The sequence below is a fragment of the Mesorhizobium sp. WSM3866 genome (genome assembly GCF_002294795.1).
In the GTDB taxonomy this organism is placed as follows: Bacteria; Pseudomonadota; Alphaproteobacteria; order Rhizobiales; family Rhizobiaceae; genus Mesorhizobium.
In genome coordinates, this window is record NZ_NSGC01000010.1 from 189,970 (window position 1) to 213,022 (window position 23,053).

22 protein-coding genes are annotated in these 23,053 nt (G+C 64.3%); 9 read left to right on the plus strand and 13 right to left on the minus strand.

What is annotated here, in order from left to right; all coding sequences use genetic code 11:
• Positions 1-120: 120 nt before the first annotated feature.
• Positions 121-1,563 carry an MFS transporter gene (locus CK222_RS22930; RefSeq protein ID WP_095801956.1) on the plus strand — a complete coding sequence of 481 codons (1,443 nt, stop codon included), beginning with the start codon at positions 121-123 and terminating at the stop codon, positions 1,561-1,563.
• Between the two features lie 29 nt (positions 1,564-1,592).
• On the opposite strand, the gene CK222_RS22935 is transcribed toward CK222_RS22930, so the two are convergent.
• Positions 1,593-2,297, minus strand: a complete 705-nt coding sequence (locus CK222_RS22935; protein ID WP_095801957.1) for a nitroreductase — start codon at positions 2,295-2,297, stop codon at positions 1,593-1,595.
• A 235-nt stretch (positions 2,298-2,532) separates the two neighbouring features.
• On the opposite strand from CK222_RS22935, the gene CK222_RS22940 reads away from it, so the two are divergent.
• From CK222_RS22940 to CK222_RS22960, 5 genes are all read left to right on the plus strand, one after another.
• Positions 2,533-3,120 carry an XRE family transcriptional regulator gene (locus CK222_RS22940; protein WP_176477717.1) on the plus strand — a complete coding sequence of 196 codons (588 nt, stop codon included), beginning with the start codon at positions 2,533-2,535 and terminating at the stop codon, positions 3,118-3,120.
• A 106-nt stretch (positions 3,121-3,226) separates the two neighbouring features.
• Positions 3,227-5,680: an FAD-dependent oxidoreductase gene (locus CK222_RS22945; protein ID WP_095801958.1), complete on the plus strand. Its 2,454-nt coding sequence runs from the start codon at positions 3,227-3,229 to the stop codon at positions 5,678-5,680.
• Positions 5,677-6,576, plus strand: a complete 900-nt coding sequence (locus CK222_RS22950) for a homocysteine S-methyltransferase family protein (RefSeq protein WP_095801959.1) — start codon at positions 5,677-5,679, stop codon at positions 6,574-6,576. The genes CK222_RS22945 and CK222_RS22950 overlap by 4 nt, the downstream gene beginning before the upstream one ends.
• Positions 6,576-7,757 (plus strand): pyridoxal phosphate-dependent aminotransferase, encoded by a 1,182-nt coding sequence (locus CK222_RS22955; RefSeq protein ID WP_095801960.1) that lies wholly within the window; start codon positions 6,576-6,578, stop codon positions 7,755-7,757. Before CK222_RS22950 ends, CK222_RS22955 begins: the two co-directional genes overlap by 1 nt.
• The gene (locus CK222_RS22960) at positions 7,754-10,201 is read left to right on the plus strand and encodes an FAD-dependent oxidoreductase (protein ID WP_095801961.1); all 2,448 of its coding nucleotides are present in this window, start codon (positions 7,754-7,756) and stop codon (positions 10,199-10,201) included. Before CK222_RS22955 ends, CK222_RS22960 begins: the two co-directional genes overlap by 4 nt.
• 139 nt (positions 10,202-10,340) lie before the next feature.
• Here CK222_RS22960 and CK222_RS22965 read toward each other — a convergent pair whose 3' ends face one another.
• The 7 genes from CK222_RS22965 to CK222_RS22995 all read right to left on the minus strand — a co-directional run bounded on the left by CK222_RS22965 (position 10,341) and on the right by CK222_RS22995 (position 17,024).
• Positions 10,341-10,928, minus strand: a complete 588-nt coding sequence (locus CK222_RS22965; RefSeq protein WP_067329249.1) for an NAD(P)H-dependent oxidoreductase — start codon at positions 10,926-10,928, stop codon at positions 10,341-10,343.
• Positions 10,928-11,509 (minus strand): NAD(P)H-dependent oxidoreductase, encoded by a 582-nt coding sequence (locus CK222_RS22970; RefSeq protein WP_067329247.1) that lies wholly within the window; start codon positions 11,507-11,509, stop codon positions 10,928-10,930. Before CK222_RS22970 ends, CK222_RS22965 begins: the two co-directional genes overlap by 1 nt.
• A 127-nt stretch (positions 11,510-11,636) precedes the next feature.
• On the minus strand, positions 11,637-13,034 hold the full coding sequence (locus tag CK222_RS22975; protein ID WP_095801962.1) for an FAD-binding oxidoreductase: 1,398 nt from the start codon (positions 13,032-13,034) through the stop codon (positions 11,637-11,639).
• A 2-nt stretch (positions 13,035-13,036) separates the two neighbouring features.
• On the minus strand, positions 13,037-14,335 hold the full coding sequence (locus CK222_RS22980) for a cytosine deaminase (protein ID WP_095802021.1): 1,299 nt from the start codon (positions 14,333-14,335) through the stop codon (positions 13,037-13,039).
• A 12-nt stretch (positions 14,336-14,347) separates the two neighbouring features.
• Positions 14,348-15,199: an ABC transporter permease gene (locus CK222_RS22985; RefSeq protein WP_095801963.1), complete on the minus strand. Its 852-nt coding sequence runs from the start codon at positions 15,197-15,199 to the stop codon at positions 14,348-14,350.
• Positions 15,186-16,004, minus strand: coding sequence for an ABC transporter ATP-binding protein (locus tag CK222_RS22990; protein ID WP_095801964.1), 819 nt, complete (start codon positions 16,002-16,004; stop codon positions 15,186-15,188). Before CK222_RS22990 ends, CK222_RS22985 begins: the two co-directional genes overlap by 14 nt.
• 15 nt (positions 16,005-16,019) lie before the next feature.
• Positions 16,020-17,024, minus strand: a complete 1,005-nt coding sequence (locus tag CK222_RS22995) for an ABC transporter substrate-binding protein (RefSeq protein ID WP_067329238.1) — start codon at positions 17,022-17,024, stop codon at positions 16,020-16,022.
• 254 nt (positions 17,025-17,278) lie between these two features.
• On the opposite strand from CK222_RS22995, the gene CK222_RS23000 reads away from it, so the two are divergent.
• Together CK222_RS23000 and CK222_RS23005 are read left to right on the plus strand one after the other, a co-directional pair.
• Positions 17,279-17,662: a RidA family protein gene (locus tag CK222_RS23000; protein WP_067329236.1), complete on the plus strand. Its 384-nt coding sequence runs from the start codon at positions 17,279-17,281 to the stop codon at positions 17,660-17,662.
• 66 nt (positions 17,663-17,728) lie between these two features.
• Positions 17,729-18,526 (plus strand): creatininase family protein, encoded by a 798-nt coding sequence (locus tag CK222_RS23005; protein ID WP_095801965.1) that lies wholly within the window; start codon positions 17,729-17,731, stop codon positions 18,524-18,526.
• 15 nt (positions 18,527-18,541) lie between these two features.
• Here CK222_RS23005 and CK222_RS23010 read toward each other — a convergent pair whose 3' ends face one another.
• Together CK222_RS23010 and cobD are read right to left on the minus strand one after the other, a co-directional pair.
• A complete protein-coding gene (locus CK222_RS23010) occupies positions 18,542-19,051 on the minus strand; it encodes a tyrosine phosphatase family protein (RefSeq protein ID WP_067329232.1) in 510 nt (169 codons plus the stop codon).
• Between the two features lie 2 nt (positions 19,052-19,053).
• Positions 19,054-20,103 (minus strand): threonine-phosphate decarboxylase CobD, encoded by a 1,050-nt coding sequence (gene cobD / locus CK222_RS23015; RefSeq protein ID WP_095801966.1) that lies wholly within the window; start codon positions 20,101-20,103, stop codon positions 19,054-19,056.
• Here cobD and cbiB point away from each other — a divergent pair.
• Entirely contained in the window at positions 20,102-21,091 is a 990-nt protein-coding gene (cbiB, locus tag CK222_RS23020; RefSeq protein ID WP_095801967.1) for an adenosylcobinamide-phosphate synthase CbiB, read from the plus strand. The genes cobD and cbiB overlap by 2 nt on opposite strands.
• A gap of 6 nt (positions 21,092-21,097) precedes the next feature.
• Here the strand turns inward: cbiB and cobO are convergent, their stop codons facing one another.
• Genes cobO through CK222_RS23035 form a run of 3 tightly spaced genes read right to left on the minus strand, consistent with a single transcriptional unit; the run spans position 21,098 to position 23,040 of the window.
• On the minus strand, positions 21,098-21,727 hold the full coding sequence (cobO, locus tag CK222_RS23025) for a cob(I)yrinic acid a,c-diamide adenosyltransferase (protein WP_095801968.1): 630 nt from the start codon (positions 21,725-21,727) through the stop codon (positions 21,098-21,100).
• Position 21,728: 1 nt separating this feature from the next.
• A complete protein-coding gene (gene cobU / locus CK222_RS23030; RefSeq protein WP_095801969.1) occupies positions 21,729-22,250 on the minus strand; it encodes a bifunctional adenosylcobinamide kinase/adenosylcobinamide-phosphate guanylyltransferase in 522 nt (173 codons plus the stop codon).
• On the minus strand, positions 22,243-23,040 hold the full coding sequence (locus tag CK222_RS23035) for a CbtA family protein (RefSeq protein ID WP_095801970.1): 798 nt from the start codon (positions 23,038-23,040) through the stop codon (positions 22,243-22,245). Before CK222_RS23035 ends, cobU begins: the two co-directional genes overlap by 8 nt.
• Positions 23,041-23,053 lie beyond the last annotated feature (13 nt).

The following is a 23,053-nucleotide window of genomic DNA, read 5'->3' on the forward strand; positions in this document are numbered from 1 at the left end:
AGCCGGCGCGTGGCACTATCGACGGCCACAACTGCCGCTTGAGCCTTGGGCCAGCGAAGACGATAGACAAGGAACGCGGCTCTCGGAGCCCTCAGGCAACCGGTTCGACAACATCCTTCCATGACCGCAGAGACTACGGCGACAGCCACGACCCGCTTTGCTCCGGCGGGTGACCCGTCGCTGCTGTTGCCGGCGACCGTCGCCTTCGGCGTGTTCATGACCAGCCTCGACCAGAATGTCATTGTGACCGCGCTGCCCGGCATCGGCGAAAGCCTGGGCCGCCCGCCGAGCCAGCTCGGGCTTTTGATCACCGTCTATGTCGCGAGCCTCATCGTCACGATGCCGCTCGGCGGCTGGCTGGCCGACCGCTTCGGCCTGCGCAACGTCTATTGCTTTGCGCTGCTGGTCTTCGCCAGCGCCTCGGGCCTGTGCGGCCTGTCGGAAAACATCTGGATGCTGGTCGGCTCGCGCGCGCTGCAGGGCTTCGGCGGTGCGCTGATGGGCACCCTCGGTCAGGTCGTAATCCTGTCGAGCTTTCCGCGCGACCGCACGCTCAGGATCAACATGTATATTTCGCTCGCCGGCCAGTCCGGCCCGCTGGTCGGGCCCCTCGTCGGTGGCGCGCTGACCACTTACGTCTCGTGGCGGTGGATCTTCTACATCAACATACCGATCGCGCTGACGGCCGCGTTGCTCGCGGCCTCGCTGTTCCCCACGACCACCAAGCCGGTCCGCACGCCCTTCGATTTTCCCGGCTTCCTGCTAGTCGGCGGCGGCATGGCGCTGCTCGTCTTCGGCATGGATTCGCTTGCCGCGAAGGACGTCGCCGCCAGCATCATCGGCGTCGAGCTCGGCCTGGCAATCGCCATCCTCACTGTCGCGGCCTTCTATTGTCTGGGGGCCCGCAATCCGTTGCTCGACCTCAATCTGCTGCGCATCCGCACCTTCCGCATCAGCTTTCTGACCGGCGGCGGGCTCGACACGATAGGGCTAAGCTCCGTTGTCTTCCTGCTGCCGCTGATGTTCCAGCTCGGCTTCGGCATGAGCGCGGTGCAGGCCGGATCGCTGACCTTCGTCGCGGCGATCGGCTCGCTGCTGATGCGCTTCTTCATGCCGCGCATCTTGAACCGCTTCGGCTTCAAGCGGGTTCTGATCGTCAACACGCCGATCGCCGCCCTGCTGGTCGCCGGTTTTGCCTTGATGCAGGAAAGCACGCCTACCTGCATCGTGCTTGCCTACATCTTCGCCTTCGGCCTTTTCCGTTCGGTGCAGTGGGCCTCGACCGGCAACCTCGCCTACTCGGACATCGCGCCCGAGCAGCTCTCGCGCTTCAGCGCCCTGTACTACATCCTTTGGCAGCTGGCGGTGGCAATCAGCGTCGGTCTGGCCGCTGCCATGCTCTCGCTGCTCGCCGGCGGCGGCCAGGCGAGCGTCAACGACTACCGGCTCCTGTTCGTTGTCGAAGGCTTGATCACGCTTTGCGCGCTGCTCGCCTATTTCAGGCTCACCCCGCAGGACGGTGCCCATGTCAGCGGCCATGGCGGGCATATCGGCACGGATTAGCACATCGGGCTGCGATCCGCGCCGGAGAGCTATGTCGCGAACGTCACCCAGTCTTCGAGCGGCGCGCGGTCGGTGCGGAATTCGTTCTCGGGCTTGGACGTGTCCTCATAACCAAGCGCCATGCCGCAGACCACGATCTCCTCGTCTGGTATGTCGAGCACCGGGCGGATCTGCCGGTGATAGGGCGCGAAAGCCGCCTGCGGACAGGTATGCAGGCCCCTGCCCCGTGCCGCGACCATGATGTTCTGCAGAAACATGCCGTAGTCGATCCACGAGCCCTTGTTCAGCCGCCGGTCGACCGTGAAGATCAGGCCGACCGGCGCGTCGAAGAAGACGAAGTTGCGGTCGTGCTGCGCCCGCATCCTGTCGACTTCGCGCCGGCCGATGCCGATCGCGCCGTAGAGACCGAAACCGTTGGCGCGACGCCGGCTGAGATAGGGCTCGAAGAACTGGTCGGGATAGTAACGGTACTCGTCCCATTCGGCCTTTTCGGCGCGGATGCCCGAATTGAGGATGGCGTCGCTGATGCGCCGCTTCACCTCGCCCTTGGTCACATAGACACGCCAGGGCTGCATGTTGGTGCCCGAGGGTGCCCTTGCCGCGACCGTCAGGATGGCGCGGATTGTGCTGTCGTCGACCATGTCGGGCAAAAACGCGCGCACCGACCGGCGCGACATGATCGCCTCATCGACGATCGCTGCGTCGAGCGTGCTCCGGTCATTCTTCTCCAGCATGGGCCGTCCCTTCACGCATGGCTGGACCCGGCAACCCGATTCCCGCAACGACCATAGGCAGACACAAATAACTAACTGGTCCTCGACCGGACGCCCCACTCGCGATTCGATGGCGAGGCTTTGCATCAACCGCCAAAATGGCGCAAGCAAATCTTGCGTTGCATGAAAATTCACTTGATTTTTTCATGCACTTGCTTTCTCATGAAATTTGAGCAGATTTTTTCACGAGGAGCGGGTGACCTCGACCGCCATCAGATCGGAGCAGGACAATGGCGAGCGGCTGCTGGCCGGCGACATTCGTGCGCTGCGCAAGGCCCGCGGGTTGACGCTTGCCGAGATTGCTCTGAAGCTCGACCGCTCGGTAGGCTGGGTCAGCCAGGTCGAGCGCGGCTTGTCGATCCCTTCGCTTGGTGACCTGCGGGCCTTCGCCGAACTCTTCGGCGTGCCGCTCAGCCTGTTCTTCAGCCATGACGTGCCTGCCGAAGAGGAGCGCGGCGTGGTTGTGCGCGCCGGCAGCCGCCGCTCGCTTGGCACAAGCGAATCGGGCCTCGTGGAGGAGCTTCTGTCGCCCGATCTTGGCGGTAGCTTCGAGATGCTGCGCTCGGTCTTCGCGCCGGGCGCGGAATTGAAGACCGAAGCGCGCCGCCCGACCGAGGAAGCGGGCTACGTCGCGTCGGGCACTTTCGAGCTCGAGATCGGCGGCGTCTGGCATCGGCTCAGCGAAGGCGACTCGTTCCGCTTCGAAGGCAAGCCGTTCCGCTGGCGCAATCCTGGCGCCGACCCGGCGGTCGTCATCTGGGTGGTTTCGCCACCGGTGTACTGAACCAATGCATGCCGCCCAAAACTGTGCCGCGGTTTTTGGGACAAGGCCTGCATGAAACAAAGAATCAAAAGCGCGTCCTGACGCGCTTTGGACGTTGGAGGAGAACATGGCCGGTTTGCCGACCACGGCACGCGTGGTGATCATCGGAGGCGGCGTCGTTGGCGCCTCCTCACTTTACCACCTTTGCAAGGCGGGCTGGACCGACTGCGTGCTCTTGGAAAAGAACGAGCTGACCTCCGGCTCGACTTGGCACGCGGCCGGCAACGTGCCGACCTTCTCGTCGTCCTGGTCGCTGATGAACATGCAGCGCTATTCTACCGAGCTCTACCGGGGCCTCGCCGACGCGGTCGACTATCCGATGAACTACCATGTCACCGGCTCGTTGCGGCTCGCCCACACCAAGGAGCGCATGCAGGAGTTCCAGCGCGCCAAAGGCATGGGCCGCTATCAAGGCATGGACATCGACCTCGTCGGCCTCGACGAGATCAAGCGCCGTTACCCCTTCATCGAGACGCATGAGCTGAAAGGCGCGCTCTACGACCCGAGCGACGGCGACATCGATCCCGCGCAATTGACGCAGGCGCTTGCCAAGGGTGCGCGCGACATGGGCGCGAAAATCATCCGCTTCTGCCCGGTCACCGGCGTTCGCCGCGAAAACGGCGAATGGGTGGTGGCGACGCCGCAGGGCGAGATCCGCTGCGAGATCGTGATCAATGCCGCCGGCTATCGCGCCGCCGAAGTTGGAAAAATGTTCGGCCGCGAAGTGCCGATGATGGTGATGAGCCATCAATATATCCTGTTCGAGGAAATCCCCGAGCTGGCCGCATGGACCAAGGAACAGGGCAAGAAACTGCCGTTGCTGCGCGACGTCGACACCTCCTACTACCTGCGCCAGGAAAAGACCGGCATGAATCTCGGTCCCTATGAGCGCAATTGCCGCGCGCATTGGGTCGGCCACAACGATCCGATGCCGGAGGATTTTTCATTCCAGCTTTTCCCGGACGATCTCGACCGTCTCGAGCATTACCTTGCCGACGCCGTAGCCCGTGTGCCGATCCTCGGCACCGCAGGCCTTTCCAAGGTGATCAACGGGCCGATCCCTTATGCGCCGGACGGCAATCCGCTGATCGGTCCGATGCCCGGCGTGCCGAATGCTTTCGAGGCCTGCGTCTTCACCTTCGGCATTGCGCAAGGTGGCGGCGCCGGCAAGGTGCTGGCCGAATGGGTGACCGAGGGCCAGACCGAATGGGACATGTGGTCCTGCGATCCGCGCCGCTTCACCGCCTTTGCTTCGGCACCCGACTATTGCGTTGCCAAGGGCATGGAGATCTACGGCAACGAATACGCCATCCAGTTCCCGCGCCACGCCTGGCCGGCCGGCCGCGACCGCAAGCACTCGCCGCTGCATGAGCGCGTCAAAGCGCGGGGTGGCCAGTTCGACGCTTATAACGGCTGGGAGCGCGCCACCTGGTACGCGCAACCGGGCGACGACATTTCGGAAGAATCAACGCTGACTTTCCGCCGCGACGGGCCATGGCAGCAGCGCGTTCGCGAGGAATGCCTGGCTGTGCGCGACGCAGCCGGCATCCTCGATTTGCCCGGCTTCTCGCGCTTCAATCTCGAAGGTGAAGGCGCCGCCGAGTGGCTGGCCCTGCAGGTCACCGGCCTCGTGCCGAAGGCCGGCCGCATCGGCCTGGTTTATTTCGCCGACGATAAGGGCCGCATCGTTACCGAAATGTCGGTCGTGCGCCATGGCGAGGACCAGATGACGCTAATCACCGCGGCCGTCGCGCAGTGGCATGACTTCGAATGGTTGAAGTCGCGCATGCCGGCCGATGCGGCCTTCAGGCTGACCGATCGCACGGAGGAATACTCAACCCAGATTCTCGCCGGCCCGAACTCGCGCGCTATCCTTGCTGACGTCTGCGACGCCGATCTCTCCCTGCCTTGGCTGACGCATCAGGAGACGACCATCGTCGGCCGCTGGGCGAAGCTGGTGCGCGTCTCCTTCGCCGGCGAGCTCGGTTGGGAGATCCACACCAAGGTCGCGGACACGGCTACCGTCTTCGACGCGGTTTGGGCCGCCGGCCAGAGGCATGGCCTAAAGCCCTTCGGCATGTACGCGCTGGATTCGCTTCGGCTGGAAAAAGGCTACCGCGCCTGGAAAGGCGACCTCTCGACCGACTATTCGATCCTGCAGGGCGGGCTCGAACGCTTCGTCAAATGGGACAAGCCCGACTTCCGCGGCAAGGCGGCGCTGCTCAACGAAAGGCAGCAGGGCGTGAAGAAGCGCTTCGTCACGCTGGTCGTGGAAAGCCCCAGCGATTGCGACGCGCCCTATATGTCGACGCTCTGGCATGACGGCAAGATTGTCGGCGAGACGACGTCGGGCGGCTGGGGCCATCGCGTCGATAAGTCGATCGCGCTCGGCATGCTGCGTTCCGACCTGACCGAGCCCGGCACGGCGGTCGAGGTCGAAATCTTCGGCGACCGTTTCAAGGCGGTGGTGCAGAAGGACGAGCCTTTGTGGGATCCGAAGAACGAAAGGTTGAGAGCATGACATCCGTCATTCTTACCGATGGCGGCATGGGCCAGGAGTTGGTCCGTCGCAGTCAGTCCGAACCGACGCCTTTGTGGTCGGCCAGAGTGCTGATCGACGAACCGGAACTGGTGCGCGACCTGCATGCGGAATTCATCCGTGCCGGCGCTCGCGTCATCACCATCAACACCTATTCGGCCACGCCCGAGCGCCTGGCGCGCGAGGGCGCGGAAGAGCTGTTTAAGCCTCTGCAGAAGCGCGGCATCGAGCTCGCCCGGCAGGCGCGCGACGAAGCGGGTGAAGCCGCCATCGCCGGCTGCCTCTCGCCTCTGTTCGGCAGCTACGCGCCGGCGCTGACCATCTCCTTCGAGGACACGCTCGCCATTTACCGCCGCATCGTCGCCGAACAGGCAGAAGGCGTCGATTTGTTCCTGTGCGAGACCATGGCTTCCGCCGACGAGGCTCGCGCGGCGGTCACCGCGGCATGCGAGAGCGGCAAGCCGGTCTGGGTATCCTGGACTCTCGCCGACCACGGGACGCCCCGCCTGCGCAACGGCGAGAGCGTTGCCGCCGCGGCTAGCGCCCTCGGCGATCTGCCGGTGGCGGCACGGCTGCTCAACTGCTGCCGGCCCGAAGCCATTGCCGCCGCATTGCCGGAACTGCTGGCCCTCGGCGGTCCGGTTGGCGCCTATGCCAATGGCTTCACCTCGGTCGAGGCGCTCAAGCATGGCGGCACGGTCGACGTGCTGCACGCGCGCCATGATCTCGATCCGAACGCCTATGCCGACCAGGCGATGGGCTGGGTCGAGACTGGCGCCAGCATTGTAGGCGGCTGTTGCGAAGTCGGGCCGGCGCACATCGCTGCGCTACGCGACCGGCTCATTCAGGCCGGCCATCACATCTCGGGAGCAGCCTGATGCCAAAACCATCGAAGCGCATTACCGGCATCGTGCCATCGGGCAAGGACGGCTGGGAAGTCCATTTCGCCGCCTGGACCCGCAGGGCAGCCGGCGAGGACATCATCGTGCTCTCGGTCGGCGACCATGATTTCGACACGCCGTCGCAAACGATCGAGGCCTGCGTCAACGCCGTCCGCGGCAGCAACCACCACTACACGCCGCTTCCCGGCCTGCCGCGCCTGCGCAAGGCGATGGCGGCGGCCTCCTCCGCCTGCACCGGCGTCCTGACGGAGCCCGACGAGGTCATCGCCACGGCCGGAGGTCAGGGCGCGCTCTACGCCGCCGTGCAGGGCGTGCTCGACCCTGGCGATCACGCGATCGTCGTCGCGCCTTATTATGCCACCTACCCCAACACCTTCAGCGCCGCCGGCGCCGGCTTCACCGTGGTCGAGACGCCGGCCGAGGACGGCTTCCAGCCGCGCGCCGACAGAATCCGCGCGGCGCTCAGGCCCAACACGCGCGCCATCCTGATCAACACCCCGAACAACCCGACAGGCGCAGTCTATTCGCGCGAACGGCTCGAGCAATTGGCCGAAATCTGCAAGGAGCACGATCTCTGGCTGCTGTCCGACGAGGTCTACTGGACGCTCGGCGGCGGCGAGCACATCTCGCCGCGCTTGCTGCCCGGCATGTCCGAGCGCACGCTGGTCATCAATTCCATGTCGAAAAGCCACGGCATGACCGGCTGGCGCATGGGCTGGCTCACCGGCCCGAAGGCGATGATCGCGCTGATGACCGATCTCAACCTGGTGACCACCTATGGCCTGCCGGCCTTCATCTCGATCGCTTGCGCCGAGGCGCTTGAAAACCACTACGGCGTGGACGAGATAGCCGAGCGTTACGCCGGGCGCCGCGCCGTCTTCCTCGACGCCATTCGCGGCGCAAATGAAGTCACCGTGCGCGGCTCCGAAGGAGGCATGTATGTCATGCTCGACATATCGGCCATCGAGCCCGACGACGAGAAATTCGCCTGGGCGCTGCTCGACAAGGAGAAGATCGGCGTCATGCCTGGCTCGAGCTTCGGCGAGGCCGCCGCCGGCCACATCCGCATCAGCCTCTGCCAGCCTGAACCTGTCCTTCAGGAAGCAGCGCTTCGCGTGCGCCGCTTCGCTTCCGACTACCGCCGCGAGGCCGCATGACCAGAACCATTCCAACCAAAGCTCGCGCGGTCATTATCGGCGGCGGCGTCTCCGGCTGCTCGGTCGCCTATCATCTGGCCAAGCTCGGCTGGACCGACATCGTGCTGCTTGAGCGCAAGCAGCTCACCTGCGGCACGACCTGGCACGCCGCCGGCCTGATCGGCCAGTTGCGCGGCTCGCAGAACATGACCCGGCTGGCGAAATACTCGGCCGACCTCTACGTCAAGCTCGAGGCGGAGACCGACGTCGGCACCGGCATGCGCCAGGTCGGCTCGATCACCGTGGCGCTGACCGAGGAACGCAAGCATGAAATTTATAGGCAGGCCTCGCTAGCCCGCGCCTTCGATGTCGACGTGCGCGAGATTTCGCCAACCGAAGTCAAGGAGATGTACCCGCATCTCAACGTCTCCGATGTGGTCGGCGCGGTGCATTTGCCTCTCGACGGCCAGTGCGACCCCGCCAATATCGCCATGGCGCTGGCCAAGGGCGCGCGGCAACGCGGAGCGACGGTTATCGAAAACGTGAAGGTCATCAAGGTCCACACCAGGAACGGCCGCGTCTCCGGTGTCTCCTGGGCTCAGGGCGAGGACCAGGGCACGATCGAGACCGACATCGTCGTCAACTGCGCCGGTATGTGGGCGCGCGAGCTCGGCCGGCAGAACGGCGTCACCATCCCGCTGCACGCCTGCGAGCATTTCTACCTCGTCACCGAGCCCATCCCCGGCCTCACCCGCCTGCCGGTGCTGCGCGTGCCGGACGAGTGCGCCTACTACAAGGAAGACGCCGGCAAGATGATGCTCGGCGCCTTCGAGCCGGTGGCGAAACCCTGGGGCATGGACGGCATCCGCGAGGATTTCTGCTTCGACCAGTTGCCCGAGGACATGGACCATTTCGAGCCGATCCTCGAAATGGGCGTCAACCGTATGCCGATGCTGGGCACGGCCGGCATCCACACCTTCTTCAACGGCCCCGAGAGTTTTACTCCCGACGACCGCTACTATCTCGGCGAGGCGCCGGAACTCTCCGGCTACTGGATGGCGACCGGCTACAATTCGATCGGCATCGTTTCCTCCGGCGGCGCCGGCATGGCCCTGGCGCAGTGGATCAATGACGGCGAGGCGCCTTTCGACCTCTGGGAGGTCGACATCCGCCGCGCCCAGCCCTTCCAGAAGAACCGTCGCTACCTCAAGGAACGCGTCTCCGAAACGCTCGGCCTGCTCTACGCCGATCATTTCCCCTATCGCCAGATGGCTACCTCGCGCGGCGTGCGCCGCTCGCCTCTGCACGAGCATCTGAAGGCTCGTGGCGCCGTCTTCGGCGAGGTGGCCGGCTGGGAGCGCGCCAACTGGTTTGCCCGCGAAGGACAGGAGCGCGAATACCGCTATTCCTGGAAGCGGCAGAACTGGTTCGACAACCAGCGCGAGGAACACCTCGCCGTGCGCAACGGCGTCGGCCTGTTCGACATGACCTCGTTCGGCAAGATCCGCGTTGAAGGCCGCGACGCTTGTGCCTTCCTGCAGCGGCTCTGCGCCAACGACATGGACGTGGAACCGGGCAAGATCGTCTACACGCAGATGCTCAACGCCAAAGGCGGCATCGAGAGCGACCTCACCGTGACGCGGCTGTCCGAGACCGCCTATTTCCTCGTCGTGCCGGGCGCCACCTTGCAGCGTGACCTCGCCTGGCTGAGGCGGCACGTCGCCGACGAATTCGTCGTCATTACCGACGTAACCGCTGCCGAAGCCGTCATCTGCCTGATGGGCCCCGATTCGCGAAAGCTGATCCAGAAGGTGAGCCCCAACGATTTTTCCAACCAGGCCAATCCGTTCGGCACCTTCCAGGAGATCGAGATCGGCATGGGGTTGGCCCGTGCCCATCGCGTTACCTATGTCGGCGAGCTCGGCTGGGAACTCTATGTCTCGACCGATCAGGCCGCCCATGTCTTCGAGGCGATCATTGAAGCCGGCGCCGATGTCGGGCTGAAGCTCTGCGGCCTGCATACTCTGGATTCCTGCCGCATCGAAAAGGCCTTCCGCCATTTCGGCCACGACATCACCGACGAGGACCATGTGCTGGAGGCAGGCCTTGGCTTCGCGGTGAAGACGGCCAAGAGCGACTTCATCGGTCGTGACGCGGTGCTCAGGAAGAAGGAAGCCGGGTTGAGCCGCAGGCTGGTGCAGTTCCGCCTCAAGGACCCGCAGCCCCTGTTATTCCACAACGAAGCAATCCTGCGCGACGGCATGATCGTCGGTCCGATCACCTCGGGCAATTACGGCCACCATCTCGGCGGCGCGATCGGGCTCGGCTATGTGCCCTGCGAGGGCGAGAGCGAGGCTGATGTGCTGGGCTCATCCTACGAGGTCGAGATCGCAGGCGAGCGTTTCGCCGCGGAAGCATCGTTGAGGCCAATGTACGACCCGAAGGCTGAACGGGTGCGGATGTAGCGCAGTGTTCCCTTCTCCCCGTTCAACGGGGAGAAGGTGCCCGAAGGGCGGATGAGGGGCAGCGCCACACCTTTGCGACGCCGCCCCTCATCTGCTGCCGCCGTCTTCTCCTCATTTAACAGGGAGAAGAGAGCTATCCTCAAAAGCTTTCCAGCCTCGCCCTTACCTTCGCCAGAAACGCCGTCCGGCTCTTCGGCGTTGAGGAATCCATCAGGTAGTGCGCCAGGAAGAATGTCTTGCAGCGGGGGGCGCAGATGGCGCGCATGCCGCGCAGGATCGTCTTGCGGCCGGGCTGGCCGACAACGACGCTCCACCACGTCGGCGCGCCACAGGTGGTGATGACGCCGACCTTGGTCACATGGGTCATCAGCGATTGGATCCGGCCTCTGCCGCGCGGCAGCTTGAAGGCGATGTCGGTCGCCCACACGCGATCGAACCAGCCCTTCAGCATCGCCGGCAATCCGTACCACCAGGTGGGGTAGATGAAGAGGATCGCCTCGGCCCATTGCAGATGCTCGAAATGCGGCCTGAGCTCGGGATCCTCAGGCGCGCGCTCGTTGTAGGAGCGCCGCTCTTCGCAGCTCATCACCGGATTGAACTTCTCGGCATAGAGATCGAGCAGCCGCACGTCCCAGCCTCGTCGCGTCAGCACCTCTATCGCCATGTCGCGGATCGCGGCGCAATAGCTCTCCGGCACCGGATGGCAATAGACCACCAGCACGCGCATCAGAATTGATCCATGCTGGCGGCTACCTTCGCCATGAAGGCCTTGCGCGTCTGATCCGTCGAAAGGTTCATCGAATAGTGTGCGAGGTAAGAGACGGAGGCGCCTGGCTTGATGGTGGCCCGCAGCGTGCGCTTCACCATTTTGCGCGGCGGATCGCCCATCAGCATGGCGCGAAAACGACTGCCGCCGTAGGTGGTGATGGCCGCGAGCTTGCGGATGTTGTGCAGCGTCGGCCGAACCTTGCCGTCGACCAGCTTGAACGATACGCCGGGCAGGAAGACGCGGTCGAAGAAGCCCTTCAGGATAGCTGGATAGCCGTAATTCCAGACCGGAAACGACAGCACCAACGCTTCCGCCTTCTGAAGCCTTGCGATGTAACCGGCGACCGCCTCGTTCGGCCCGCGCTGATCGTGGTAGCCGAGCCGCTCTGCGCGCGTCATCCGCGGATCGAAATCCTCGGCATAGAGGTCGCAGTCGTCGATCGTGTGGCCCGCCGCGCCGAGCCGCTCGACGATCGTCCGATGCAGTCCGGCGTTGAAGCTGGTCTCCACCGGATGTGCGTAGAGCACGAGGATGTTCACGGGAGTGGATCCCGCAGGTCAGCTCGACAAACCCCTGTTGTCCCATGCCACATCTCCTCCCTTGTGCGGGAGATGTCGCCAAAGGCGACAGGCCAGAGGAGGGTGCAGCGCCGGGCGCTCATCGCGATCACCTCGCCTTTTGCAGCCCCTTGAACAGGAACGGCTTGCCGGAGCGATAGTCATAGCCCGGATTCTCCCAGGCAATCATCTTGCCGGGGTTGAGCAATCCTTGCGGGTCGGTCTCGCGCTTGAAGGCAAGCTGAACCTCGTCAGTCTGCTTCATGCCGCCCTCTTCCAGCGTGTAGCGATGGGGGTTGAAGATCCAGCAGCCATTGTCCTCGTGGATACGGATGATCTCGTCGAGCCTTTCTTCCGTGGTGAAACGGACCAGCGGCAGCCCGGCGGCGCCGATCGCGCCGTCGAAGCGGATGAATTCGAGATGCGCCGGCACCTCGTCGCCGAAGCGGTCGACCATCGCCTTGACGTGCGCGAGATGGTCCGGCGACGGATAGCGCGCCTGCAGATAGGTGATCGTCGGATCGACTCTTATGGCGCGCAGCGTCGTGTGATTCCAGGTCAGCTCGTAGGCCGGCGGCAATCCCTTGAGGTCGGTCTCCTGGTCGGCCCGGAAGACGATTTCGCCTTTGCTGGCCCGGACGAACGCGAGGAACCCATCCATCGCGTGCGGCGCGATCATGCACACCACGATGCTCTGCTCGCGCCGGAAGAACTTCTGGTGTCGCTTGAAATAATCGTAAGGAATGGGTGCCGCGATCGGCGTGATCAGCTTCGCCAATATGCCGTCCTGCTCGGCGAGGTCGTTGCCGAAGCCCGCTGCACCCATGAAATCGTCGAAGCCGACGATGACATCGACCCAATCGTAGGACGCCGTCAGCGGCATCTCAACCTCGGTGATGATGCCGTTGGTGCCATAGGCATGCATCACCTTGAGCACGTCCTCGCCCGAGAGGTCCATGACGCGCGGCTCCGCCTCCATCGTCACGGTCCGCAGCCGGATGACATTGCCGAGATCGCGCAATCCGCCCCAGCGGATCGAGCCGACGCCGCCAGAGCCGCCTGCGACGAAGCCGCCGATGGAGGCGGTGTTGTAGGTGGAGGGCGACATGCGCAGTTCCTGCGCGGAATGCGCCCGCGCGGCGCGATCGATGTCGGCCAGAACCGCTCCGGGCCCGGTCACCACGCGGCCCGGCGCGATCGCCTTGACTTCGTTCATCTCGGCGAGGTTGAGCACCACGCCGCCCGACAGCGGCATCGCCTGTCCGTAATTGCCGGTGCCGCTGCCGCGCGGTGTGACTGGAACGCCGTGCCGGTGGCAGGCGGCCAAAATGCGGATCACCTCGTCCTCGTTCTTCGGCGTCACGATCAGGTCACCGGTGACGTGGTCGAGCTGTTGTTTGAGGACGGGGCTGTACCAGTAGAAGTCGCGGCTCTTCTGCTGGACGATGGCCGGATGGTCGTCGATCTTGAGGCCTTCGAGATCGCGCTTCAGCGCTGCGATATCCATCATCACACCATCAATTCGTCGAGTTCAGCATAGTCGGGCAGCCGGCGCTCGATCGCCCTGCCCTCGCGCACCACGATGCGATCCGATTCGGGCCGCGACAGCAATTCGGTCCAGCTGCGTCCCTTGAAGACGATGAAGTCGGCGCTGCCGCCGGCGGCGAGAGTGCCGACACCTTCCAGCCGCATCACCTCGGCCGGCGTCGCCGCTATCGCTTTCGGCCAGTCACCGACAGGGTGATCGAAATGCAGGATGCGTGTCGCCATGCGATAGACCTCCAGCATATCGAGGTCGCCATAGGCGTAGAACGGGTCGCGCGTGTTGTCGGAAGCGACAGCCACTTTGATGCCGCGTGCCTTGATCTCGTGCAGCAGCGTCACGCCGCGCCAGCGGGGCGTCGTGCCGTTGTTGCGCCGGTCCTGCAGATAGAGGTTGCACATCGGCAGCGACACGACCGCCAGTCCGGCCTTCGCCACCTTGTCCAGCGTGTCGAGAACTTCGAGGTCGGGCTGGCGCGCCAGCGAGCAGCAATGCCCGATCAGGATATTGCCCCCAAAACCGTTCCACAGCGAAGCCTCGGCGATCTTCTTCAGCGAGACGGCCGCGACATCGTCGGTCTCGTCGGCATGGAAATCGAGGTCGAGCCCATGCTTGATGGCTTCAGCGAACACCTTGTCGAGCAGTTCCTCGAGGTCGGGCACCATGTAAGTGACAACGCCGAGCACGCCCTTGGCCGCGGCGACGCGTTTTGCCAGACGCTCGAACCAGGCCTTGTCGCGCACGCCTTCGATGCCAAGCAGACAGGCGGCCTGCAGCTCGATCCGGCCTCGCCATTTTTCCCGCATCGTCTCGAACACCGGCCAGGAAATTTCCTCCTGCGGCGCCACGCTGTCGAGATGCGTGCGCAAGGCCCTGGTGCCGTGCGCGTAAGCTGAGCGCAGCGAGAAATCCATGCGCCTCGCCACGTCCTCCGCGCTCCAGCGAGCGGTGCGATCGGCGGCAGTTGCGTTGAGCGCGCCTATGAAGGTGCCGTCGGGATTTGGCTTGCGCGGCCAGATATGGCCCTTGTCGATATGCGTATGGCAGTCGACGAAGCAGGGCAGCACGATGCGGCCGCCAAGGTCGATTGCGTCGAATGGCGGCTCGGCTTTGCCGTGCGCAATGATGCTAGCAATCTTGCCGTCGGCGACGGCAATGTCGGCGAGCGCAAAACCATCGGCATCGAAGCTTGCGGCAAGACCGGGCGTCAGCGATTGATGAACGCGGACGTTGGCGAGTTGGTAACGACCAGAGGCTGGGATCAACATTGAGGCACCCTAGCGCTCCTGCTTCAGCGCGCTCTCGTGCCAGCGGCGCAGGATGAGATGCGACACCAGCGACAGCACCAGGAAGATCAGGATGCCGGTGAGCGAGATCAGGATCAGCGCCGCGAACAGCCTGGGAGCATTGAGCCGGTAGCCCGCCTCGATGATGCGCGAGGCAAGCCCGGACGATTGCCCCTGCGCGCCGGCGACGAACTCGGCCACCACGGCGCCGATCAGCGACAGGCCGCCGGCGATCTTCAGCCCGCCGAGGAAATAGGGCATCGCCGCCGGCAGGCGCAGATACCGCAATTGCTGCCAGCGGGTTGCTCCGTTGAGCTTGAACAAATCGCGCAGGTTGCGGTCGACCGAGTTCAGCCCGAGCGTGGTGTTGGAGAGGATCGGGAAGAAGGCGACGATCCAGGCACAGAGCAGGAGCTTGGTCGTCTGGTTGTTGATGTAGATGTTGATCAGCGGGAAGATCGCCACGATCGGCGTCACCTGCAGCACGATGGCGAAGGGGAAGAACGACATCTCCACCCATTTCGACTGCGCGAACAGCACCGCCAGCCCGACGCCGCCGATTACCGCAAGCAGCAGGCTGAGGAAGGTAATCCTGAGCGTCACCAGCAGCGAAGAGAACAACAGCCCGGCGTCGTCATGCAGCGTCTGCAGCACCACGCCCGGGCGCGGCAGGATGTATTGCGGGATCCCGTTCCAGACGCAGATGCGATCCCACAGCCAGATCGCAAGCACCATGATCGCCAGTGGCAGCACCCATTTGCCGATCCGCTCCAGCCGCTCCTGGCGGACGCGGCGCGCCTCTTCCGCGTCGAGCTTCAGGGCATTGTCTTCAATGGCCGTCATGATGAGGTCCGGCGGTTGAGTTGATGGCATTGACCAGCACGTCCGAGGCCTGCCGGCAGAGCGCCGCATAGTCGGGCGAAGTCCGGAATGCCTCGTCGCGCGGATAAGGCGCTTCGATTGCAAGCTCGCCGTGGACGCGGCCCGGTCGTGCCGCCATGACGACGACACGACTGGACAGGAACACGCTTTCGAAGACGCTATGGGTGACGAAGACGACGGTAAACCGCTCGTCCTGCCAAAGCTCGAGAAGATCGTTGTTGAGCTTGAAGCGGGTAATCTCGTCAAGCGCCGCGAAGGGCTCGTCCATCAGAAGAATGCGCGGCTTGGTCACCATAGCCCGTGCGATCGAGACACGCATCTTCATGCCGCCGGAAAGCTCGCGCGGCACGGCATTCTCGAAACCGGTGAGGTGCACGCGCGACAGCATTTCCATCACCGCGGGCTTGGCCTCCGCGCGCGATACGCCTTTCAGCCTGAGCGGCAGCCAGACATTGTCGAAGACGCTGGCCCATGGCAGCAGCGTCGGCTCCTGGAAGACGAAGCCGATATTCGAGCGGTCGATCGAGCCGCGCCAGTCGAGCTGACCGGAGGTCGGCGTCGACAGGCCGGCGATCAACCTGAGCGCCGTCGACTTGCCGCAGCCCGAGGGCCCGAGCAGGCTTAGGAAATCGCCTTCGCGGATCGCCAGGTCGACCTTGCTCAGCGCCGTGACGCCGTTGGAAAAGACCTTGCCGACATTGCGTAAGGAAAGCAGCATCGGGCTCTCACCCGATGCCGTTGCCTGCGCCACTTTCTCCTGGATCATCTCAGGCAGGCCGCCTTACTTCTTCAGCTCCCGCCCGACCCCCTTGTTGATGAAGGCGAGCGTATAGGCCTTCTTGATGTCGATGCCCGGCTGCGCGACCTTGGCCTTGACCATCTTGTCGTAGAAGCTCTGGATGCGCGCTTCGGTCATGCCGCCGATACCGAGCTTTTCCGTATCGCCGGAATCGACAATGCCGAACTTCTTCAGCTGTTCGATCGAGAAGGCGATCTGCTCATCCGTCATGTCCGGATTGTCCTTCTTGATCATCTCGTTGGCGGCCTTGTTGTCGCCGTAGAGGTAGTTGTACCAGCCCTTGGCCGAGCCATCGACGAAGCACTGCACCACCTCCGGCCGCTTGTCGATGGTGTCCTGCATCACTTCGATGGTCGTGGCATAAGTATCCCAGCCATTGTCGGCGAGCAGGAACTGGTTCGGCACGAAGCCGCCCTGTTTCTGCACCGCGTAGGGCTCCGACGTGACATAGCCCTGCTGGATCGACTTCTTGTTGGCGATGAAGGGCGCCGGATTGAAGGTGTATGGCACGCGCTTGGCGGCATCGAAGCCGAGATCGGTCACCATCCACTGGAAGAAGGTCTGTGCGCCCTCGTCGCCGAGGATATACTGGTCGGCGTTCTTCAGGTCCTCCCACTTGTCCAGCCCTTCGCCCGGATGGGACATAATGACCTGCGGGTCCTTCTGGAAGTCGGCGGCGACGACGCGCATCGGAATCCCCTGCTGCACGGCGTCGAAGGCCGAGAGCAGGTTGCCACCCATGTAGAAATCGATCTTGCCGGCCAGCAGCATCGGCCGGCCGCTGACCTGCGGGCCGCCCTGCATGATGGTGACGTCGAGGCCGCAGGCGGCGTAGGTTCCGTCAGCGATCGCCTGGTAGTAGCCGCCATGTTCCGGCTCGGCCAGCCAGTTGGTGCCAAAGGTGACCTTCTCGTTGGCCGCAGCGCCCAGCGTGCTGGCAGCAAGCAGCGCGATCGCACCCGCCAGGATTTTTTCTTTTCCGTACATAAACATCACCCTCTCTTGGCTCCGGCGCGCTGCGCGCTGGGCTCCACTCCATTGGTTCAAGAAGCAAGACACATGCCACCGCCTTGGGCCGCCTGCTTGCGCGGCAGTCATTGCCGAGACCGGACGGGTCATGCTGTACAAATGGCATCGTGCCCATTTTTTGGACGCCTGTCCATAATCGCCCGGGCGGCATGCACCGCATCTTGAAGCTTTCATGAATCCGGCCTTAGTCTGCTTGCCGACAGGAGAATGCCATGCTCAATTATCTCGCCCCCAAGTCGATCAAGCCGCCCTTTGCCCGTTATAGCCATGGCGTTGAAATTCCAGCGGGAAAGCGCCTTGTGCTATGTTCGGGTCAGTTGGGCATCGCGCCGGATGACGCCGTCCCGGAGGATGCCGGCGCGCAGACCGAGCTTTGCTTCAAGAATATTGCCGCAATCTTAAGCGAAGCCGGGCTGACGCTGAACGATGTCGTGCGCATCAACGCCTTCGTCACCGATCGCGCGCATCTGCAGGCCTATATGGACGTTCGCAATCGCCTGTTTTCCGATCCGGCGCCCGCTTCGACGCTGATGATCGTTTCAGGTTTTGCCCGCCCGGAATTCAAGGTCGAGGTGGAGGTTCTGGCAGCAGGCTAGCTGTTGCCCGGAATGGCCAGGCGCTTTAGACCTTCGGGCCGAACAGCAGACCATCGGGAGACGACAGTGACGACAAGACGTGTGTGGTGGGGCGACTATCGGACGACCGAATACGCCTCGATCGACGCGGAAGCGACGATTGCCGTTCTGCCGGTGGCCGCGGTCGAGCAGCATGGCCCTCACCTTCCCGTCTCGACCGACACCTCGATCATGATGGGCATGCTGGAGACGGTGATTGCGCGCCTGCCCGAGGACATCGACATCCGCCTCCTGCCGGTGCAGGCGGTGGGCAAGTCGAACGAGCATCTGCATGCGCCGGGAACGCTCACCTTGCCGGCCACCACCCTGGTCGACGCCTGGACGGAGCTTGGCCTCTCGGTCGCCCGCGCCGGGGTCAGAAAGTTGATCGTCGTCAACTCGCATGGCGGCAACGAGGAGATCATGGGCATTGTCACGCGCGAATTGCGCGTGCGCGCAAAGATGCTGGCGGTGAAGACGAGCTGGCAGCGCTTCGGCCGTCCCTCCGGCATGTATACCGAGCTCGAGGACCGTCACGGCATCCATGGCGGCGATGTCGAGACCTCGCTGATGCTGCATTTCCGGCCAGATCTCGTCGATATGGGCAAGGCCGACAATTTCGTCTCCAATGTCGGTCGCGCCGAAAAGGAATTCGCCCTGCTGCGGCACACCGGAACGCACGCCTTCGCCTGGATCGCCAGCGACCTCAATCCGAACGGCGTGGTCGGCGACGCCAGCATCGCCACCGCCGAAAAAGGCCGGCTCACGGCCGAGCATCAGGCCGATGGCTTCATCAGCCTGGCCAGGGATGTGCGTAAGGCGAGGCTTGCCGACTGGCTGGCGTAGCGGAACAGTGCGAGCTCAATCTCTAATGCTGAGTTCGAACGGAATCCCTTCAAATGCATCTGCACCGCGCCCGATTGCTTCGACCGCCGCGATCATCCGGCCTTCTCGCCCAAGCAACATATCCGCAACGGCAATCAGCCTTGGATTGGGCGTCGCTGACGGCGAGAGAAAGCGCAGCGTCTTCGCCAGCTCCGCCTCGTCGCGTTTGGGCGCCAGTGCCGCCGCGATAATATAGGCCGATGCCGTCGAGCGGCTGATACCGGCATAGCAGTGCACGACCATCGGTTTGGCCCTGTCCCAGCGATAGGCGAAGTCGAGCAGCGCGCGCACATGCTCCTCGCCCGGCATGGTCATGCCTTCCTGCGCGGCGACGATGTCGTGCATGACGAGATGCAGATGGTTTTCGGCCAGTATCGAGGCCGGACGGATCATCCCGGTGCCGTCGGCGAGCAGCGACAGCAAGCGCTCCGCGCCGGTTCTCGCAACGGTCTCCTCCACCTTCGACAGCGAACAGACATGGATCATCGTCAGCACTCCTTCGGCGCATAGTCGCGCCGCGAGGCCCACGCTGCAAGCGCGCTCTCGAGCCGCTGCCACTCCTCTTCGCTGCCGGGCAGACCGACGCGCAAGGCGTGCGGACGATCGGCAAAATGGCGGACCAAGATACCGCGTTCGCCAAGAGCGGAGAACAGGGAGGCAGCATCGGAGAACGACAAATAGCGGAACAAACTGGTGCCGCCGGCGACCGCGATACCGAATCGGCTGAGCAGCGCGTCGAGGCGCTTGGCATCGGCTGCCAGGCCCTGTCGCATGTCGTCCTGCCACCCGGCATTCGCCAATGCGCGGATTCCGTATTCAAGTGCAGGACCGGCGACAGCCCATGGCCCAAGCTGCGCCTCCAGCCGCTCGGCTGTCAGTTGGTCGGCCAGCGCGAAACCAAGCCTGACGCCGGCAAGGCCGAAGAATTTGCCGAAGGAGCGCAGCACCACCATACCACCCTGGCCCACATCGCCGGCAAGGCTGTGTTGGACCGGGCCGACATCCATGAAGGCTTCGTCGACCACCAGCAGGCCGCCCTTCGCGCGAAGCCGCGCAGCAAGGCCGACCAGGCGGTGCCTTTCGATCACTCGCCCATCCGGATTGTTCGGGTTGACCAGCACGGCAAGGTCAGCGTCCGCCAAGGCGTCGAAGTCGCCCACCTCCACAATCGCATGGCCTGCAATCGCGGCCGCCCTGGCGTGTTCGGCATAGGTTGGACCCAGCACCAGTGCCTTGCCGGGCCTCACCAGCGAAGCGACCCGCGGCAACAGGATCTGCGTGCCGGGCGCGGCCACGACATGCGCCGCCGACCGCGCGCCATACGCCTTGGCCGCAATTTCGGCCAATTCGCGCAGTCGTCCTGGCTCGGGCAATCGTGACAGGGCGGTGGCGGGCAGATCGAAAAGCGGATAGGAGTGCGGATTGATACCTGTCGAGAGGTCAAGGAAAGGCTGTGGCGCATGAGGAAAGAGCGCGCTTGCCCGGCCAAGGCTGCCGCCGTGATCAACCGCTGCAACCGCTCCGCTTAGAAGCTTCATGTCGATACTGATCGCTTTCCTGTCACTCGCCATCGAACGTGCCCTTGGCTACCCGGACTGGCTGTTTAACGCCATCGGTCATCCGGTAACCTGGATCGGCAGGCTGATATCCTTTCTCGATCGCAGGCTCAACCGCGCCACCGATTCCGACGAATTGCGTCGCCGCCGCGGCCTCCAGGCGCTTCTGGTCGTCCTGCTGGTGCCGGCGGCCATAGGCCTGGCGCTGCATGTCCTGCTCTGGCTGATCTTTCCGTCCGGCCTGGTCATCGCGGCCATTCTCAGCTCCTCGCTTCTGTCGCAGAAGAGCCTCGCCGAGCATGTCGAGGATGTCGCCGATGCGCTGGAGACCGGCGGCCTCACGCTCGGCCGCATCGCCGTTTCGCGCATCGTCGGCCGCGATCCGGACAAGCTCGACAGGGCGGGCGTTGCCCGAGCCGCGATCGAAAGCCTGGCAGAGAATTTCTCCGATGGCGTCGTCGCGCCTGCCATATGGACCGGTGTCGGTGGTTTGGCCGGGGGTGCTGCCTACAAGGCCGCCAACACCGCCGATTCCATGATCGGCCACCGCACGCCGAAATACGAGGCCTTCGGCCGGGCGGCCGCTCGCTTCGACGACCTGGTCAACCTGCCGGCATCGCGGCTCACCGGCCTGCTGATTGTGCTGGCGGCCTTCATCGTCAAGGGCGCCGACCCCCGCAACGCCTGGCAGGTCATGCGGCGTGACGCGAAGAAGCACCGTTCGCCCAATGCCGGCTGGCCGGAAGCCGCCATGGCCGGCGCGCTGGGGCTCGCCCTGGCCGGACCGCGCAGTTATGGCGGCGAGGTCGTCGAGGATGCCTTCATGGGCGAAGGCGGCAGGCGCGAGGCCGAAAGCACCGACATAAGGCAGGCGCTGGAACTCTATCGCGTCGCCGACGGGCTGCTGATCGGCCTGTTCGCGATTTTGTCGGCGACGGTGATCTATCTGACCATTTTGATCGGCGGCTAAGGCGCCTCAGAACTCGATCCCCTGCTGCGCCTTCACGCCGGCCGCGAAATGGTGCTTGGTCAGCCCCATCTCGGTGACGAGATCGGCCGCCTCGACCAGCAGCGGCTTGGCGTTGCGGCCGGTGACGACGACATGCAGGCCCTCGCGGCGCGCCTTCAGCGCCGCGACCACCTTTTCCAGCTCGAGATAATCGTAGCGCAGAGCGATGTTGAGCTCGTCGAGGACGACGAGGCTGATCGAAGGGTCGGCAATCAGCTCGAGCGCCTTCGCCCAGGCAGCCTCGGCGGCGGCTATGTCGCGCTTCAGGTCCTGCGTCTCCCAGGTGAAGCCCTCGCCCATCGCGTGCCAGACGACGCGATCGCCGAAGGCGGCGAAGGCATCCTTCTCGCCCGTGTGCCATTTGCCCTTGATGAACTGGACGACGCCGACGCGCTTGCCGTAGCCAAGCATCCTCAGCGCCAGGCCGAACGCAGCCGTGGTCTTGCCCTTGGCCGGCCCCGTATTGACGATCAGCAGTCCCTTCTCGATCGTCTTGCCGGCCACCTCGGCATCCTGCACCGCCTTGCGCTTGGCCATCTTGGCTCGATGGCGTTCGGCATCCTTGTAGTCGATGATCGTGTCTTTGATCTCGCCCATGTCACTTCGCCTTGAGCGGCAGCCCCGCCACCATCATCAGCACGCTGTCGGCGACAGCCGCGACCTGCTGGTTGAGCCGCCCGGCGGCGTCGCGGAACCGGCGCGCCAGCGCATTGTCCGGCACGATGCCGAGCCCGACTTCGTTAGACACCACAAACCACGGTCCGCGCGGCTGCGAAAGCACATCCGAGAGCCGCCGGCACTCGGCCTCGATATCGTGGTCCGCCAGCATATGATTGCTCAGCCACAATGTCAGGCAATCGATAAGCACCGGCTGGTGATCGGGCAAGGCGTCGATCGCGCCGACCAGGTCGAGCGGCGCATCGACGGTGACCCAGCCTTTGCCGCGGCGCGAGCGATGCAGCGCGATGCGCTCGCGCATCTCCTCGTCATAGGCCTGCGCGGTGGCGATATAGGCCCAAGGCGACGGGCTTGCCGCCACCAGGCACTCGGCATGCGCGCTCTTGCCGGAGCGCGCACCGCCGATGATGAAGGTCAGATGGCCCTCCGCGCGATCAGGCAAAGCTGTCGCGCAGGCTGGTCGACGTACCGGTGAAGCGGCCGCGCACCACACCGACGGCCGCACCGAGCACCAGCCAGAAGACCAGATCGGTGAGGGTCACCGCCACCACGAACTGATGGTGCAGCCCCTCGGGAATCGCCGTCTCGAAGCTGACGGGCTGCGGCGCGCCGACTACGTGCGGAGCGACGATCAGCACGACCGCCAGAATTGCCAAGGGCAGCGACTTGCGAAAGGCGATCAATCCAAGGCCGACCGCGGTTGCGGCCACCGTCGAAATCCACCAGATCTGGCGCGGCAGAAGTTCCGCCGCCGGCATGGCCGGCAGTTCCGGCGGCAGGCCGAGGCCGGGCGCGAGCGTGAAAACCGCAAAGCCGGCAAGGCCCCAGAACACGCCCTGGCGCCAGCTGCCGATGCCACCGGCGAATTCCGAGACCGCGACCAGGATCAGCGCGAAGCCGATGCCGGTGACGATGTTTGCGACAACGTTGAAGGCGAAGCGCTCGAAGCCGTCGGCCGGAGCCCAGCCCTCGTCCTCGGTCGGAGCCGCCGCTTCCGTCGACGCAGGAGCGGCGCTGCTCATCGCATTGCCCGCCGGTTCGGCCGAGCTCATGGCAGCGCTAGTTCCAGTGTTGGCGGCATGGTCGTGGTGATGACCGCCGCCCGCCTTTTCATAGACTTCCGCTTTGAGGATCAGCGGCACGGTCGCATAGGCCTGCATGCAGGCAAGCGCGATGCCCGCCACGAGCCCTGCGATCGCCGCGACGAACACGACGTTGCGAAACAGATTCATGATATCGGGCCTT

Coding starts and splice junctions, on each gene's coding strand:
- CK222_RS22960 (WP_095801961.1), top strand. CDS start 7,754: ATGACCAGAACCATTCCAACCAAAGCTCGCGCGGTCATTATCGGCGGC.
- cobD (WP_095801966.1), bottom strand. CDS start 20,103: ATGAAGCTTCTAAGCGGAGCGGTTGCAGCGGTTGATCACGGCGGCAGC.
- CK222_RS22995 (WP_067329238.1), bottom strand. CDS start 17,024: ATGTACGGAAAAGAAAAAATCCTGGCGGGTGCGATCGCGCTGCTTGCT.
- CK222_RS23010 (WP_067329232.1), bottom strand. CDS start 19,051: ATGATCCATGTCTGTTCGCTGTCGAAGGTGGAGGAGACCGTTGCGAGA.
- CK222_RS23035 (WP_095801970.1), bottom strand. CDS start 23,040: ATGAATCTGTTTCGCAACGTCGTGTTCGTCGCGGCGATCGCAGGGCTC.
- cobO (WP_095801968.1), bottom strand. CDS start 21,727: ATGGGCGAGATCAAAGACACGATCATCGACTACAAGGATGCCGAACGC.
- CK222_RS22950 (WP_095801959.1), top strand. CDS start 5,677: ATGACATCCGTCATTCTTACCGATGGCGGCATGGGCCAGGAGTTGGTC.
- CK222_RS23000 (WP_067329236.1), top strand. CDS start 17,279: ATGCTCAATTATCTCGCCCCCAAGTCGATCAAGCCGCCCTTTGCCCGT.
- CK222_RS22930 (WP_095801956.1), top strand. CDS start 121: ATGACCGCAGAGACTACGGCGACAGCCACGACCCGCTTTGCTCCGGCG.
- CK222_RS22935 (WP_095801957.1), bottom strand. CDS start 2,297: ATGCTGGAGAAGAATGACCGGAGCACGCTCGACGCAGCGATCGTCGAT.
- CK222_RS22985 (WP_095801963.1), bottom strand. CDS start 15,199: ATGACGGCCATTGAAGACAATGCCCTGAAGCTCGACGCGGAAGAGGCG.
- CK222_RS22975 (WP_095801962.1), bottom strand. CDS start 13,034: ATGGATATCGCAGCGCTGAAGCGCGATCTCGAAGGCCTCAAGATCGAC.
- CK222_RS22955 (WP_095801960.1), top strand. CDS start 6,576: ATGCCAAAACCATCGAAGCGCATTACCGGCATCGTGCCATCGGGCAAG.
- cbiB (WP_095801967.1), top strand. CDS start 20,102: ATGTCGATACTGATCGCTTTCCTGTCACTCGCCATCGAACGTGCCCTT.
- CK222_RS22965 (WP_067329249.1), bottom strand. CDS start 10,928: ATGCGCGTGCTGGTGGTCTATTGCCATCCGGTGCCGGAGAGCTATTGC.
- CK222_RS22990 (WP_095801964.1), bottom strand. CDS start 16,004: ATGATCCAGGAGAAAGTGGCGCAGGCAACGGCATCGGGTGAGAGCCCG.
- CK222_RS22945 (WP_095801958.1), top strand. CDS start 3,227: ATGGCCGGTTTGCCGACCACGGCACGCGTGGTGATCATCGGAGGCGGC.